Here is a 13622-nt window from a genome sequence, read left to right as displayed (position 1 = left end):
TCAGTGGCTCGGCGGGGCGGTCGGCGGGCCCCACGGGGAGGGACCGGTCTCGGGCAGGGGCAGCTGGGTGGGTTGTCCGGGCAGCGGCTCGGGGGCGGGCGGCACCTCGACCGGCGGCTCACTCGACGGCACCCTCAGGTCCGAACCCGTCCAGGCGGGGCGCTTCCCGCGGCGACGCAGCGGCTTGAACACCTCGTCGACCTCGTGCCGGTTCAGCGTCTCCTTCGCGAACAGTTGGCGCACCAGTTCGTCGAGCACCTCGCGGTTCTCCACGAGCACGTCGAAGGCCTCCTGGTGGGCGGTGTGGATGAGGTTGGCGACCTCCTCGTCCACGATGGCGGCCATGTGCTGCGAGAACTCCTGCGTCGAGTCGGTGCCGCGCATGCCCATGAACGGCTCCGAGTCGCCGCCGCCGAGCTTGACGGAACCGACGCGCTCGCTCATGCCGTACTGCATGACCATCGCGCGGGCCACCTTCGTGGCCTTCTCGATGTCGTTGGCGGCGCCCGTCGTCGGGTCGTGGAAGACCAGTTCCTCGGCCGCGCGGCCACCCATCATGTAGGCCATCTGGTCCAGCAGTTCGCCGCGGGTGCGGGAGTACTTGTCCTCATCCGGCATCACCATGGTGTACCCCAGCGCGCGGCCGCGCGGCAGGATCGTGACCTTCTGCACGGGGTCGTTGCCCGGCATGGCCGCGGCGACGAGGGCGTGGCCGCCCTCGTGGTAGGCGGTGATGAGGCGCTCGCGGTCGTCCATCAGGCGGGTGCGCTTCTGCGGCCCGGCGATCACGCGGTCGATGGCCTCGTCCAGCATCGGCTGGCGGATCATGTCCTGGTTCATGCGGGCGGCCAGCAGGGCGGCCTCGTTGAGGACGTTGGCCAGGTCCGCGCCCGAGAAGCCGGGCGTGCGCCGGGCGATGGCGACCAGGTCGACGTCGCTGGCGAGCGGCTTGCCCTTGGCGTGCACCTGCAGGATCTTGGCGCGGCCGTCTGCGTCCGGCGCGTCGACGCCGATCTGGCGGTCGAAGCGGCCGGGGCGCAGCAGCGCGGGGTCCAGCACGTCCGGCCGGTTGGTGGCGGCGATCAGGATGACGCCGCCGCGCACGTCGAAGCCGTCCATCTCGACCAGGAGCTGGTTGAGCGTCTGCTCGCGCTCGTCGTGCCCACCGCCCATGCCGGCGCCGCGGTGGCGGCCGACGGCGTCGATCTCGTCGATGAAGATGATGGCCGGGGCGTTCTCCTTGGCCTGCGTGAACAGGTCGCGCACGCGGGAGGCACCCACGCCGACGAACATCTCGACGAAGTCGGAACCGGAGATGGAGAAGAACGGTACGTTCGCCTCGCCCGCCACGGCGCGCGCCAGCAGCGTCTTGCCGGTGCCGGGAGGGCCGTACAGCAGCACGCCCTTGGGGATCTTGGCGCCCAGCTTCTGGAACTTCGCGGGCTCCGCCAGGAACTCCTTGATCTCCTCGAGTTCCTCGACGGCCTCGTCGGCACCCGCGACGTCACCGAAGGTGGTCTTCGGGGTGTCCTTCGACACCAGCTTGGCCTTCGACTTGCCGAACGAGAGCGGGCCGCCGGCTCCGCCGCCGGACATGGAGCGCATCAGCCAGAAGAACACGAGGATGATGATGAGGAACGGCAGGCCCGTGTACAGGAACATCTGCAACAGCCCGGGCTGCGGGTTGCGACCGGTCCACTCCTCGATGGTGCCGGCGTCCTCACGCTTCTCCAGCAGCGGCACCACGTCGTCGACCTGGTTGCCCACCCACTGCGACTGGGTCTTCTTGCCCGTGTGGTCGGTCACCTGGATCTGCTGCTCGCCGTCGACGAGGATGACTTCCTTCAGCTTGGTGTCGCTGGCAAGCAGCTTCAGGGTCTCCGACGTGGGGACCGTCTGGTAGCCGGTGACCGAACTGATCATCTGCATCCCGAGCATGAGGAACACGATGCTGATGAGAATCCAGGCGAACGGACTCTTGAAAAATCTCTGCAACTTACAAATCAGCTCTCTGGCGGCGTCAACGGTGCGCCGTGGGTTGACACGGGCGCACCGTCACATTACCAGCGGGCGCAACTCCCCTGCGGTGCTCCGCGCACCGCCAGCCGGCGCTCAGGCGTAGACGTGGCGCGCGAGCGTGCCGACGTCGCGCAGGTTGCGGTACCGGCCGGCGTAGTCGAGGCCGTAGCCGACGACGAATTCGTTGGGGATCTCGAAGCCCACGTACTTGACCGGGACCTCCATCTGGGCGGCGTCCGGCTTGCGGAACATCGTCATGATCTCGAGGCTGGCCGGCTGGCGCGAGGCGAGGTTGCTCATGAGGTAGCTGAGCGTGAGGCCGGTGTCGATGATGTCCTCGACGACGATGACGTGCCGGCCCTCGAGGTCGACGTTGAGGTCCTTGAGGATGCGCACCACGCCGGACGACTGCGTGCCCGCGCCGTAGCTCGACACTGCCATCCAGTCCATCTCCACGTGGCTGCGCATGGCGCGCTGCAGGTCGCTCATGACCATCACCGCGCCGTTGAGGACGCCGACGAGCAGCAGTTCGCGCCCCTCGTAGTCGGCGTCGATCCGCGCGGCGATCTCAGCCACGCGGGCCTGGATCTCGTCGTTGGTGAACAGGACCTTCTCGAGGTCGCCGGAAACGTCTGCAGCATCCACGGAGGCGAGCCTATCGCACGGTGAGGTGGGAACCGGTCCGGACTACCTGGCCGCCCGGGACGGCGACGGGGCCCTGGCCGTGCCACGCCGTGACCAGGGCGTCGACGGCGAGCACGTGCCGGAACTCCGCAGCCGGCGAGAGGCGGCCGAGCCAGCGGTGCACCACCCGCCAGCGCAGGGCGTCGGGCAGGCCACGCAGGTCGTCGACGGCGAGCTCGGCGGCCACGGGCAGCGCCTGGCCCGCGAGCTGGTCGAGGAGGTCGGCGTCCGCCCTGGCCAGTTGCGCCGTGCGGGCCAGCGCGGGCGCCAGGTCACGTCCGAGGGCGGCGCTGAGCCCCGCGAGTTGCTGGCGGACGGCGACCCTGGCGAAGCGTGGGTCGGCGTTCATCGGGTCCTCCCACGGCTCCACGCCCCAGTCGCGGCAGGCCGCCTCGGTGGCCGCCCTGCGCAGCCCCAGCAACGGCCGGATGAGGCTGGCGCCGTCGGGGCCCAGCGAGACCGTCCCGGCCATGCCGGCCAGCGAGCGGGTGCCCGAACCGCGCAGCAGGCCCAGCAGCACCGTCTCGGCCTGGTCGTCGAGCGTGTGGCCCAGCAGCACGGGACGGCCGTAGGAGGCCAGCGCCGCCAGCCGGGCCGTGCGGGCCGCGGCCTCGAGCCCGCCGTCGGAGGCGGCCACCTCGACCCGCACCACCTCCGCCGTCATGCCGCGCCCGGCCAGCAGCCCCGCCGTCCGCGCGGCCACCCGCGCCGAGCCGTCCTGGAGGCCGTGGTCCACCACGACTGCGGTGACCGCGCTGCCCCGCCGTCGGGCCGCCCACTGGGCGCCGAGCGCCAGCGCGAGGGAGTCTGCGCCGCCGGAGCAGCCCACGACGGCGGCGTCGGGCAGCAGTGCCAGCACCGCCTGCGCGACGCCCAGCGCCGCCGGGCCGAGCTCACGCCTGGCCACGGACCCTCTCCAGCCAGCGGGAGGGATCGGAGATCTCCTCGGCGGTGGGCAGGTTCGCGGGCTCGGCGAAGGCACGGCGGAGCGCGTCACGGTTCTTCAGCCGCTGCACGCGGCGGCAGAATTCGAGCCCGTCGCGGTACTGCGCGTTCTTGTCGAGCGTGCGCGACAACCGGGCAAGGAGGCCGGTGCTCTCGGACCGGGCGAAGGCGCGGCGCATGCCCGGGATGGTGGGCGCGTGCCTGCGTCCGGCGTAGTCGGAGGTGTAGTCGGCGTGGCCCTCCAGGAACGTCATGGCTGCGGTGAGTTCCGCCATCGCTCGGCCGGCCTCCCGCGAGGTGAGCAGCGCGGCGACGTCGCGGGTGCGGGCCCAGCCCAGCAGCCCCTCGCCCAGCGGCACCTCGTCGTGGACCACCAGCCGCAACCGTTCGGTGAGGTAGTCGTGGAGCCAGGGCGCGAGGCGGAACTGCAGCGCGTGCGTCTGCTCGTGCAGCGCCACCCACATGCGGAAGTGCGGCGGCGTGAACCGGTGCGCGCGCTCGTGGGCCACGATCGTGGGCGCCACCAAGTAGAGGGTGTCGGCGCCGGTGAAGGCGTCGTACTGGCCCAGCAGTCGGCGGCTGACGGCCCGCATCCCGGCGCCCACCAGCAGGCCGTTGCGGGCCCCCGCGAGCCTGGCCCCCAGCCCCGTGCCCGCCGGCTCCAGGCCGAGCTGGTCGACCACGCCGTCGGCCATGTGCTGCACGGCGCGGCCCCAGCCGGACCAGTCGACGACGCGGATGCGGGTGGCGCCGACGGCCTCGACGCCGAGGTGCCCGGCCGCGATCTCACCGGCCCGGCGGGCGGTCACGCGCAGGTCGGCCACCAGCCTCGTGAGTTCATGGCGGGTGAGGTCCGGCAGGTGGTCGGGGCCCACCGCGGCCACGCGGTGGGCCAGGCGCCAGTCGACGCTGGGTGCGTGCTCCATCAGCACCCACACGCCGTCACGGTGCCGGTGGCCTGGTCCACCCACACCCGGGCTGCCCCGCCGTCGGGCACCCCGTTGACGAAGAACGCGAAGGCCAGGAGTCGGTCGTCGGCCGTCAGCGTGGTGCCGCCGAGCGTGGCCACCAGCGAGAGCGAGCCCGTCTTGGCGCGGGCGATCCCGCGCGCCGGGCGGGCGATGGCGTCACCGAAGCGGTCCGCGAGGGTGCCCGTCACGCCTGCGGTGGGGAGGCCGTCGAGGATGACGGAGAGCCGGGGCTCCGAGGCGAGCTCGGCGAGCGCCGCGGCCAGCATGTTGGGGGTGAAGCGGTTGCTGCGCGACAGGCCGGAGGCGTCGTGCAGCACCGTCCCCTCGTCCCAGATGCCGAGCGCCGTCAGCTGTTCCCGGATCGCGGCCACCGAGCCGGCGAACGTCGTGGGATGCCCCGTCCTGGCGGCGAGCTGGAAGCCCATCACCTCGGTGAACGAGTTGTTCGAGCGTTGCATGAACTGCTCGACCAGCACGTGCACCGGCAGCGACTCGACCCGCGCGACCTCCTCCGCCCCGCCGGAGCCCGGTGCGGCGACCGGCGCGCCGGTGACCGTGATCCCCCGGGCGGTCAACTGCGTGGCGAAGGTGGTGGCCGCGGCCAGGGCCGGGGTCTGGCTGCGGGCGCCTCCGCGCGGGCCGCGCCCCTCGTCGGTCCAGAGCGCGGAGATGGTGGTGACCTGGTCCCGGTAGTTGGCCGGCCACGTCTCGTTCCACCCGGGGCCGGTGAAGTGCGACTCGTCGTACCCGAGGCTGACGGACGTGACGCCGGCCTCGCGGAGCGCCTCGACGGTGAGCTCCGCCAGTTCGTCGGTGGTGGCGGGCTGGGGGTAGGCCGTCTCCGGCGACGGGATGCTGCGGAGCAGGGGGTCGCCGCCGCCCACCAGCACCAGGTGGCCGGGCTCGGGCTGGACCACGCGGGTGGCGAAGGTCTCGGAGCCGTCGAACGCGTTCATCACCGCCAGCGCGGTGAGCGTCTTGGTGTTCGACGCGGGGATGAGCGGGGCCTTCTCGTTGGAGGCTGCGACCACCTCGCCGGTGGCGACGTCGATGACCTCGTAGCCGATCGCCACGGGTTCGCCGCCGTCGGCAGGGAGCAGCTTCGACCGGTCGAGCGCGCCGAGTTCGGCCTCCAGCGCGGCGCGCTCCGGGAGGACGCCCGGGGCCGGCAACTCCGCCGGGCCGACGAGCCCGGTGCCGGCAGGGGGCGGGTTGTCGGCACCCGTCTCGGCCGCCGTCGGGGTGGGTGGCGGGGCGAAGAGTTCGGGCGCGACGGTGGTGGGCGCCCCGCTCCGAGTCAGGCCCGTGACGGCCAGGGCCTCGCGGTGAAACACAGACAGCAGGAAGCCGCCGGCGAGGAGCACGCCGACCACCAACCAGGTGATGACCCACTCCACCGCGCGTCCACGGCTCCGCACACCGGCCTCCAAAGGGGTATTCTGCAGGGGACCCGCAACGTTGCGCGGGGCTTTAGACACCAATCATAGGAGTGCCCAAGTGAGCGAAGACGCGCCTGTTGGCCTGCGGCCGATCGATCCGGGTCGACGCATCCTGTTCGACGTCACGGTGGAGATCCCGAAGGGCACCAAGAACAAGTACGAGATGGACCACAACACCGGCCGGCTCCGCCTGGACCGCGTGCTGTTCACCTCCACGCAGTACCCGTACGACTACGGCTTCGTCGAGGGCACCCTCGGCCTCGACGGCGACCCGCTCGACGCGATGGTCATCGGCGCAGACCCGACGTTCCCCGGCTGCCTCATCGAGTGCTACGCCGTGGCGATGTTCCGGATGACCGACGAGATGGGCGGCGACGACAAGGTGCTGTGCGTGGCCACGGCGGACACCCGCCGCGCCCACATCACCGACCTCGCGTCGGTGCCGGAGCACATGCTGCTCGAGATCGAGCACTTCTTCTCGGTCTACAAGGACCTCGAGCCGGGCAAGTCGGTCGAGGGCGCCACGTGGACCGGGCGCGCCGAGGCCGAGGCCGAGGTGCAGGCATCGTTCGAGCGTGCGAAGGGCACGCCGTACGAGCACCACCACGTCAACCTGGCCTGACCCGGGGTCAGCCGGTGAGCGTGCCCATCCACGCCGCCACCAGGCAGCCGACGATGGTGACCAGCGAGTAGCCGACGGCGAACCGGGCCCTCCTGCGGCCCAGTTCGCGGGCTGCCTGCCAGCAGGCCGACGAGAAGGTGGTGAAGGCGCCGCAGAACCCGGCCCCCACCACCGACAGCCACCCCCCGGTGAGGTGCACCGATGCGGCACCGAGGATGAACGAGCCCACCACGTTGACCGTCAGGGTCGCCTTCCAGGGCGCCCAGCGGCGGGCGATCACCAGGTCGACGCCGGCGCGGGCCACCGCCCCGATGCCGCCGGCCAGGCAGACGAGCCAGATCATGCGGCGTCCCCGCCGCGCACCTTCCAGCCCGCCAGGTGCCCCAGCCCCGCCGCCAGGACGCCGAACGTGGTCTCCATCACCGCGACCAGCACGCCGGCCAACGACAGCGACTGCAACGCAAGGGTCGACCAGGACGTGAACGACGCCAACCCGCCGACGGCGAGGAACAGCCGCAGGGGCGTCACGCGAGGCCCGTAGAGCCCCGACACCAGCCCCAGCAGCAGGCAGCCGGCCAGGTTGATGGCCGCGAGCGCGATGACCTCGTGCCCGACGAGGTGCAGCAGCCCCACCCGGAGACCAGTTCCCACGGCACCCCCGACGAAGACCACCGCCGCCCTGGCCCACCACTTCTCGCTCACGCGGCCACATCTTACTGGCGCCCCCTGTGGGAAACTTGACCCCATGCCCCGATACCTGATGCTGCGCACCCCGTCGGCCAACCGCGTCTACGCCGGCGAGTCCGGCCCCCTCACCGCCGCGGAGTTGGAGATCACGGCGCCGTTCGCCACGGTGATCGCCGAGGAGACGCTGGCCGGCGTCGGGTACCTGTCGTTCGACGCGCCCGAACTGAACGAGGGCCAGTTGCACGCCGTCGCCCGCCAGTCGGCGGCCTTCGCGCTGTTCGCCGACGAGTCCCAGCCGGAGGGCAGCGCCATGCTGCGGCCCGTCGCGCTCCCGCAGCCCTTCCTGCTCGACGACGACCTGGTCACCATGCCGAAGTACCAGGGCAAGACCAACGAACAGTTCACCCACCTCCTGCTGGGCGTCACGCTGGCCGCGGTCACGCGGGAGCCCACCGGGCCCCGGCAGGTGCTCGACCCGCTCGCAGGGCGCGGCACCACGCTGTCGACGGCGCTGATGCTCGGGCACGACGCCTACGGTGTCGAGGGCGACGCGAAGGCCTTCGAGTTGATGGCCTCGTTCTACAAGACGTACCTGCGCAGGGGGCGCATCAAGCACACCGCCGACGTCAAGCCGGTCCGCCGCGAGGGCAAGACCGTGGGCAAGCGGTTCGACGCGGAGATCACCACGGCGGAGGGCAAGCGGGTCATCACGGCCTTCACCGGCGACACCCGCGACTCGGCGGCGCTCTTCGGCAAGAAGCGGTTCGACGCGATCGTGGCCGACGCCCCCTACGGCGTCGCGCACGGCGCGGCCACCGACGTGCGCGGCGTCTCCGGCAAGCGCGACCGCTCCCCCGCCGGGCTGCTCAAGGAGGCCATCCCCGTGTGGGCCGGACAGCTCATGCACGGCGGCGCCCTCGGGCTGTCCTGGAACACCTTCGGCCTCGCCCGCGAGGACCTCGCCGCGCTGCTGGCCGCCAACGGCCTCACGGTGCAGGAGGGCGGCCCGTGGGAACGGTTCGCGCACCGGGTCGACTCCGCCATCAAGCGCGACCTCATCGTCGCGGTCATGCCCTGACGGCAGGCGCGAAACGTAGGCTGGCCGCATGCGACGACTCGTCCTCATGCGCCACGCCCACACCGAGCCCCACCACCTCCACGGCGACAAGGCCCGCAACCTGACCCCGCGCGGCGTGCAACAGGCCCAGGAGGCCGGCGTCGAACTGCGCGCGTTGGGCATCGACCACGCGCTGGTCTCGACCGCGCAGCGCACCCGCCAGACGTTCGCCGCGCTCGGGCTCGACGTGCCCGCGGAGTTCCAGGACGCGCTCTACCACCACGGCACCGAGACCGTCCTGCAGCGCATCTCCGAGACCGACGACTCGGTGCAGGCGCTGCTCGTGGTGGGCCACGCCCCCACCATCCCCAGCCTGGTGGCGGAGCTGGCCTACGCCAGCAACCGGGCGGAGGCCGACCAGGCACAGTGCCACTTCCCCGCGTCCACGTATTCGGCCTTCTCGTTCGACGGGAGTTGGGCCGACCTCGCCGACGGCGACTTCAGCGCGGTGCGGCTCGACGGCATTGAGCGCCGCTGACGTTACCGGGCCGCAACAGCGGCGACCACCGGCCGTTACCCCGAGCCCGGATCGCTAACGCGCCTGTTACCTGAGCGGCAACGTTGCCGAAACGTCGGGCCGACAGGATTCCTGGCATGGAACTCCTCGACATAGATACCGGTGACACGGCCTGGGTGCTCATCAGCGCGGCCCTTGTGCTTCTCATGACGCCTGCCCTGGCGTTCTTCTACGGCGGCATGGTGCGAGCCAAGTCCGTCCTCAACATGCTCATGATGTCGATCACGACGATGGGCGTCGTCGGCGTCCTGTGGGTGGCCGTCGGCTTCTCGATGGCGTTCGGCGAGGACGTCGGCGGCGGGCTGCTCGGCAACCCGTTCGAGTACGCCTTCCTGAACGGCCTCATGTCGCCCGACGCCATCGTCGGCACCATCCCGACGGCGGTGTTCGCCGGCTTCCAGGCCGCGTTCGCCATCATCGCGGTGGCGCTGATCTCCGGCGCCGTGGCAGACCGGATGAAGTTCTCGGCCTGGGTGGTCTTCGCGGCCGTGTGGGCGCTGCTGGTGTACTTCCCGGCGGCGCACTGGGTGTTCAGCTTCGACGACAGTGTGAGCACCACGGGCGGCTTCATCGCCAACTCGATCCAGGCCATGGACTTCGCCGGTGGCACCGCCATCCACATCAACGCCGGCGCCGCGGCCCTGGCCCTCGCGCTGGTGCTCGGCCCCCGCCTCGGGTTCGGCAGCGTGCCGATGCGGCCGCACAACCTGACCTTGGTGATGTTGGGCGCCGGCCTGCTGTGGTTCGGCTGGTTCGGCTTCAACGCGGGCTCCGCACTCGGGGCCGGCACGCTGGCCGGCGTCGCCTGGATCAACACGTTGACCGCCACGGCGGCCGCGATGCTGGGCTGGCTGGTCGTGGAGCGCCTGCGCGACGGGCACGCTACGTCGCTGGGTGCGGCGTCCGGCATCGTCGCCGGCCTGGTGGGCATCACGCCGGCCGCCGACTCCGTCAGCCCGCTGGGCGCGATCGTCATCGGCGTGCTCGCCGGCGTGGCCTGCGCCTACGCCATCAGCCTGAAGAACCGCCTGGGCTACGACGACTCACTCGACGTGGTGGGCGTCCACCTCGTCGGCGGCCTGGTCGGCACCCTTGCCATCGGCCTGCTGGCCGACCCGGCCTCCCCCGCCGAGACCGCGGGCCTGTTCTACGGCGGCGGGGTCGACCAGCTGTGGCGCCAGTTCCTGGGTGCCGCGGTGGTGCTGGTCTACTCGTTCGTGGTCACCTACGTGATCGCCAAGGTGCTCGACCGGGCCATGGGCCTGCGCATCCCGCAGTCCGTGGAGACCCACGGCATCGACACCGCAGTGCACGCCGAGACCGGCTACGACCTCAGTCACGTCGGCTACTCCACCTACGGCGTCCGCCAGACGCTGATCGTTCCCGCCCGAGAGGATGCCCGCTCATGAGGCTCGTCACCGCCATCGTCCAGCCCACCATGTTGACCGCCGTGCAGATCGCGCTGGCCCTCCACGGCATCGCCGGGATGACCGTCACGGAGTGCTCCGGCTACGCGAGGCAGCGGGGGCACAAGGAGGTCTACCGCGGGGCGGAGTACACCATCGACTTCATCACGAAGGTCAAGATCGAGGTCCTCGTCGAGGACGAGGAGGTCGACGGCGTGATCGGCGTCATCACCGAATCCGCCCGCACCGGCTCCGTCGGCGACGGGAAGGTCTGGTCCACCCCCGTCGACGAGGTGGTCCGGATCCGGACCGGGGAGCGCGGCTCGACCGCCGTCTAGCCGAACCGTGGGGCTCCTGTCCCGGCACCGCGCCGGGGCAGGAGCCTTCGTCATGCCGGCGCTATTGCGCCACGAACGGGAAGGCGGCGTACTGCTTCTCCAGCCGCGCCGCCACCCTCTGGGACAGCTCGACGAAGGGGTCGACCTCGAACTGCCGCCTGCCCGGGCGGCCGCTGCGCGTCCACACCCCGACGACCCTGCCGCCGAGGACCACCGAACGCTTGAACACGCCGTTGTTGCCGGGCACGAGGCGCTGGTGGTGGTCCACCGTCATCGCGAAGAGGCGGTCCTGGTAGCCGAGCACGAACTCGTCGAAGCCGGGCAGCAGGAGCGGGGCAGCCGTGGCGGCGCCCAGCCCCTTCGCCTCCTCCAGCAGGCCCGGCCGCCAGTAGCTGGGCTCCTCGGCACCGTCGGTGTCGAATTCGTCGCGGATCAGCGCCAGGCCGCGCCGCACCTGCGCCAGGGTCAGCTTGGTCCACCACGCGAAGTCGCGGACGGTGGCCGGGCCCCGAGTGGTGAGGTAGCGGCGCAGCAGCTCCGCGGTGGCGGCGTCGAGGTCGCCGTTGAACCGGCCCTCGAGGCCATTGCCCGGCGGCAGCCATGCGCTGGCGAGCACGACGTCCTGCTCGCCGCCGTTCCACGGGCCGTAGACGACGGTGCCCTCCGCGATGAGGTGGAACAGGAGGTGGTAGCCGCGCCCGCCCTTCGTGCGCAGCCCGTGCTCATCCCAGCGCGTGAAGAGTTCGGCGCGCGAGTGGGGCTCGGTGAGCAGTTCGGCGGCAAGGTCCCTCGCCAAGCCCAGCTGCTCCTGGTCGAGCCCCAGTTGCTGCTTGCGGTGGTTCGCGGCCCGGACGGAGGGCCCCGCGCACAGCTCGGTGATCCACGCCGTGTCGGCGGCCGGCATCAGGAACACGGTGCCCCGCATGGGGTAGCCGCGCACGACCCGGCCCTCGTCCAGGTCGGTGAGCACGTCGTCGATGGAGTTCGACGGCGTGCGCAGCGCGGCCGACGCCAGCACGCCCGGCAGGTCCTGGCCCTGCATCGCCGCGAAGGCCGTGACGGCCGCCGCAGGCGTGGGATGGGGGCGGGTGATCAGCCCTTGGGCGACGAGGCGGGTGCTACCGAGCGCGGACGACATGGCCCCAGTATGGCGGCCGGGGCGGACAGTGCGGGCTCAGGCGAGGTTGCGGGCCACCACCGCGGCGACCTCGCGGCCGCTGCGCACCGCGCCCTCCATGTACCCGTTGAAGCGCGTGGAGTACTCGGCGCCGGCCCAGTGCAGGACGCCGTCGGGCTCCGCGAGCACCGGACCGTTGGTGGTCCACACGCCCGGCGAGAAGTGCGCGCCGTGGCAGCCGCCGGTGTACCGCTCGGCCGCCCAGTCGCGCTCGAAGTAGGCCAACGGCTCTGCGGCCTGCTGGCCGAAGCTCCGCACGGCCGAATCGATGAAGGCGCGCTCGCGCAGCGTCACGGAACGGCGCGACAGCGAATCCGCGTCGGCGCCCTCGAAATAGCCCATCAGGTGGCCCTTGGCGGCGCCCTCCGCGGTGGTGTCGAAGGTGACGCGGACGGGGCCCTCGTCTGCCGAGGACTGGCCGCTGAGGCCCTGCTCGCGCCAGAAGGGGGTCTCGTAGACCAGGAAGGCCTTGATGACGTTGCCGGGGGCCACCTTGTCGGCCGCCTCGGCGCGCCACGCGGGCAGCGGCGGCTCGTGGTCGAGCGCCATCGCCAGGCGCGGCGGCAGCGTGGAGATCAACTGCTTGGCCTCGACGACCTCGCCATCGGCGAGGTGCAGCCGTGCCGACGTGGCGGAGTGCTCGACCTTGACCACCTCGGCGCCGAGGCGCACGACGCTGCCGAGCTTCGCGGCGAGGCCCTCAGCCACCGTCGCCATGCCGCCCTGGACGCGGCGCTGGTGCAGGCCACCGTTGCTGGCGAGCATGGTCTCGAGGTCCGGCCCGGAGTTGACCTGGTGGAGGCCCTCCAGCAGCGTGCACTCCTTCGGCATGGGCCCGAAGGCCGCGGCGTAGACCTCCGAGAAGCGGCGCTGGGCGCCCTGCGTGCGCAGGTTGGTGGTGATCCAGCGACGCAGGTCCTGGTTGAGCCAGGCGTCGTTGGCCTTGCGCCACGCGTTGTCGGAGCGGAACCTCTCGGCGAGGCGGCGCAGGCGCAGCAGGCCCTGGCCGAGGTCCGAGACCTCGAACGGCGTGAGGGCGGGCTCGTCCTCCGACGACGGCACGGCGAGCGCCTGGCCGCGGAGGCGGACGATGAGGTTGCCGGGCGCGGGCATGCCGACGACGTCGAGACCCAGGTCGTCGATGAGCTCGCGCAGCGAGTCGAAGCCCGGGCCGATCCACTGGCCGCCCAGCTCGAGGTAGCTGCCGTCGTTGAGGGTCTTGTTCTCGACGCGGCCGCCGACGCGGTTGCGTGCCTCGAGCACGGTGACGCTCAGCCCTCGTTCCACAAGATGCTGTGCGGCCACCAGCCCTGCCAGGCCAGCCCCGATGATGGCGCAGTCGAACACGAGATTCCTCCTCTACCGGGCGCTCCGGCTCCAGATCCCGAAACGCAGACCCAAGCCTACAAGGCGACCCGGTGTCGTCACCTCCCGGGTCGGCCATCCGGATTCGTTCACCACCCGTTCACCTCCGGGTCACCTCGGCCTGCTTGAGTCTTGGGCGTCCGGGGTTGACCGCCAGCCCCGGGCGGTGAGGGGGACGCGGTCCTTGGGGGGACGCGCCCCCCTCACCGCAACACACAGGCCCCGGTCGGGAAGACCGGGGCCTGTGTCGGAGCCGCCCACGGGAATCGAACCCGTGACCTACGCTTTACGAGAGCGTCGCTCTACCGACTGAGCTAGGGCGGCAGCAGACGGAA

14 protein-coding genes and 1 tRNA gene are annotated in these 13622 nt (G+C 71.7%); 5 read left to right on the top strand and 10 right to left on the bottom strand.

Going from position 1 to position 13622, the window contains the following annotated elements; translation table 11 throughout:
- From ftsH to dacB, 5 genes are all read right to left on the bottom strand, one after another.
- Window positions 1-2004 carry an ATP-dependent zinc metalloprotease FtsH gene (gene ftsH, locus ABEA30_RS02260; protein WP_345578823.1) on the bottom strand — a complete coding sequence of 668 codons (2004 nt, stop codon included), beginning with the start codon at window positions 2002-2004 and terminating at the stop codon, window positions 1-3.
- A 108-nt stretch (window positions 2005-2112) separates the two neighbouring features.
- Window positions 2113-2664, bottom strand: coding sequence for a hypoxanthine phosphoribosyltransferase (hpt, locus tag ABEA30_RS02255; protein ID WP_345578346.1), 552 nt, complete (start codon window positions 2662-2664; stop codon window positions 2113-2115).
- Between the two features lie 10 nt (window positions 2665-2674).
- Window positions 2675-3610: a tRNA lysidine(34) synthetase TilS gene (gene tilS / locus ABEA30_RS02250; protein ID WP_345578343.1), complete on the bottom strand. Its 936-nt coding sequence runs from the start codon at window positions 3608-3610 to the stop codon at window positions 2675-2677.
- Window positions 3597-4586: a zinc-dependent metalloprotease gene (locus ABEA30_RS02245; RefSeq protein ID WP_345578340.1), complete on the bottom strand. Its 990-nt coding sequence runs from the start codon at window positions 4584-4586 to the stop codon at window positions 3597-3599. Before ABEA30_RS02245 ends, tilS begins: the two co-directional genes overlap by 14 nt.
- Window positions 4574-6037 (bottom strand): D-alanyl-D-alanine carboxypeptidase/D-alanyl-D-alanine endopeptidase, encoded by a 1464-nt coding sequence (gene dacB / locus ABEA30_RS02240; RefSeq protein WP_345578337.1) that lies wholly within the window; start codon window positions 6035-6037, stop codon window positions 4574-4576. Before dacB ends, ABEA30_RS02245 begins: the two co-directional genes overlap by 13 nt.
- 103 nt (window positions 6038-6140) lie before the next feature.
- Between dacB and ABEA30_RS02235 the strand changes: the two genes are divergently transcribed.
- Window positions 6141-6680 (top strand): inorganic diphosphatase, encoded by a 540-nt coding sequence (locus tag ABEA30_RS02235; RefSeq protein ID WP_345578820.1) that lies wholly within the window; start codon window positions 6141-6143, stop codon window positions 6678-6680.
- 7 nt (window positions 6681-6687) lie between these two features.
- Here the strand turns inward: ABEA30_RS02235 and ABEA30_RS02230 are convergent, their stop codons facing one another.
- Complete coding sequence (locus tag ABEA30_RS02230) at window positions 6688-7023, bottom strand: fluoride efflux transporter FluC (RefSeq protein WP_345578334.1); 336 nt, start codon at window positions 7021-7023, stop codon at window positions 6688-6690.
- A complete protein-coding gene (locus ABEA30_RS02225) occupies window positions 7020-7382 on the bottom strand; it encodes a CrcB family protein (protein ID WP_345578331.1) in 363 nt (120 codons plus the stop codon). The genes ABEA30_RS02230 and ABEA30_RS02225 overlap by 4 nt, the downstream gene beginning before the upstream one ends.
- A 43-nt stretch (window positions 7383-7425) precedes the next feature.
- Between ABEA30_RS02225 and ABEA30_RS02220 the strand changes: the two genes are divergently transcribed.
- From ABEA30_RS02220 to ABEA30_RS02205, 4 genes are all read left to right on the top strand, one after another.
- Window positions 7426-8445 carry a TRM11 family methyltransferase gene (locus ABEA30_RS02220; protein WP_345578328.1) on the top strand — a complete coding sequence of 340 codons (1020 nt, stop codon included), beginning with the start codon at window positions 7426-7428 and terminating at the stop codon, window positions 8443-8445.
- Window positions 8446-8473: 28 nt separating this feature from the next.
- Window positions 8474-8962, top strand: a complete 489-nt coding sequence (locus tag ABEA30_RS02215) for a SixA phosphatase family protein (RefSeq protein WP_345578325.1) — start codon at window positions 8474-8476, stop codon at window positions 8960-8962.
- Between the two features lie 116 nt (window positions 8963-9078).
- Window positions 9079-10410 (top strand): ammonium transporter, encoded by a 1332-nt coding sequence (locus ABEA30_RS02210; RefSeq protein ID WP_345578322.1) that lies wholly within the window; start codon window positions 9079-9081, stop codon window positions 10408-10410.
- Complete coding sequence (locus tag ABEA30_RS02205) at window positions 10407-10745, top strand: P-II family nitrogen regulator (RefSeq protein WP_345578320.1); 339 nt, start codon at window positions 10407-10409, stop codon at window positions 10743-10745. Before ABEA30_RS02210 ends, ABEA30_RS02205 begins: the two co-directional genes overlap by 4 nt.
- A 61-nt stretch (window positions 10746-10806) precedes the next feature.
- On the opposite strand, the gene ABEA30_RS02200 is transcribed toward ABEA30_RS02205, so the two are convergent.
- The 3 genes from ABEA30_RS02200 to ABEA30_RS02190 form a co-directional block, all read right to left on the bottom strand.
- Complete coding sequence (locus tag ABEA30_RS02200; protein WP_345578317.1) at window positions 10807-11883, bottom strand: winged helix DNA-binding domain-containing protein; 1077 nt, start codon at window positions 11881-11883, stop codon at window positions 10807-10809.
- A 36-nt stretch (window positions 11884-11919) separates the two neighbouring features.
- Window positions 11920-13269, bottom strand: coding sequence for a flavin monoamine oxidase family protein (locus ABEA30_RS02195; RefSeq protein ID WP_345578315.1), 1350 nt, complete (start codon window positions 13267-13269; stop codon window positions 11920-11922).
- 269 nt (window positions 13270-13538) lie between these two features.
- Window positions 13539-13611 (bottom strand) — tRNA-Thr (locus ABEA30_RS02190).
- Window positions 13612-13622: the final 11 nt, after the last annotated feature.

Origin of the sequence: Tessaracoccus lubricantis, from assembly GCF_039544535.1 — a bacterium.
In the GTDB taxonomy this organism is placed as follows: domain Bacteria; phylum Actinomycetota; class Actinomycetes; order Propionibacteriales; family Propionibacteriaceae; genus Arachnia; species Arachnia lubricantis.
This window is presented reverse-complemented; position numbering and strand designations above follow the sequence as displayed.

Bases quoted from the DNA above. Each gene is read 5' to 3' on its own strand.
- ABEA30_RS02230 (WP_345578334.1), bottom strand. From the start codon at position 7,023: ATGATCTGGCTCGTCTGCCTGGCCGGCGGCATCGGGGCGGTGGCCCGC.
- ABEA30_RS02220 (WP_345578328.1), top strand. From the start codon at position 7,426: ATGCCCCGATACCTGATGCTGCGCACCCCGTCGGCCAACCGCGTCTAC.
- ABEA30_RS02215 (WP_345578325.1), top strand. From the start codon at position 8,474: ATGCGACGACTCGTCCTCATGCGCCACGCCCACACCGAGCCCCACCAC.
- ABEA30_RS02210 (WP_345578322.1), top strand. From the start codon at position 9,079: ATGGAACTCCTCGACATAGATACCGGTGACACGGCCTGGGTGCTCATC.
- ABEA30_RS02205 (WP_345578320.1), top strand. From the start codon at position 10,407: ATGAGGCTCGTCACCGCCATCGTCCAGCCCACCATGTTGACCGCCGTG.
- ABEA30_RS02200 (WP_345578317.1), bottom strand. From the start codon at position 11,883: ATGTCGTCCGCGCTCGGTAGCACCCGCCTCGTCGCCCAAGGGCTGATC.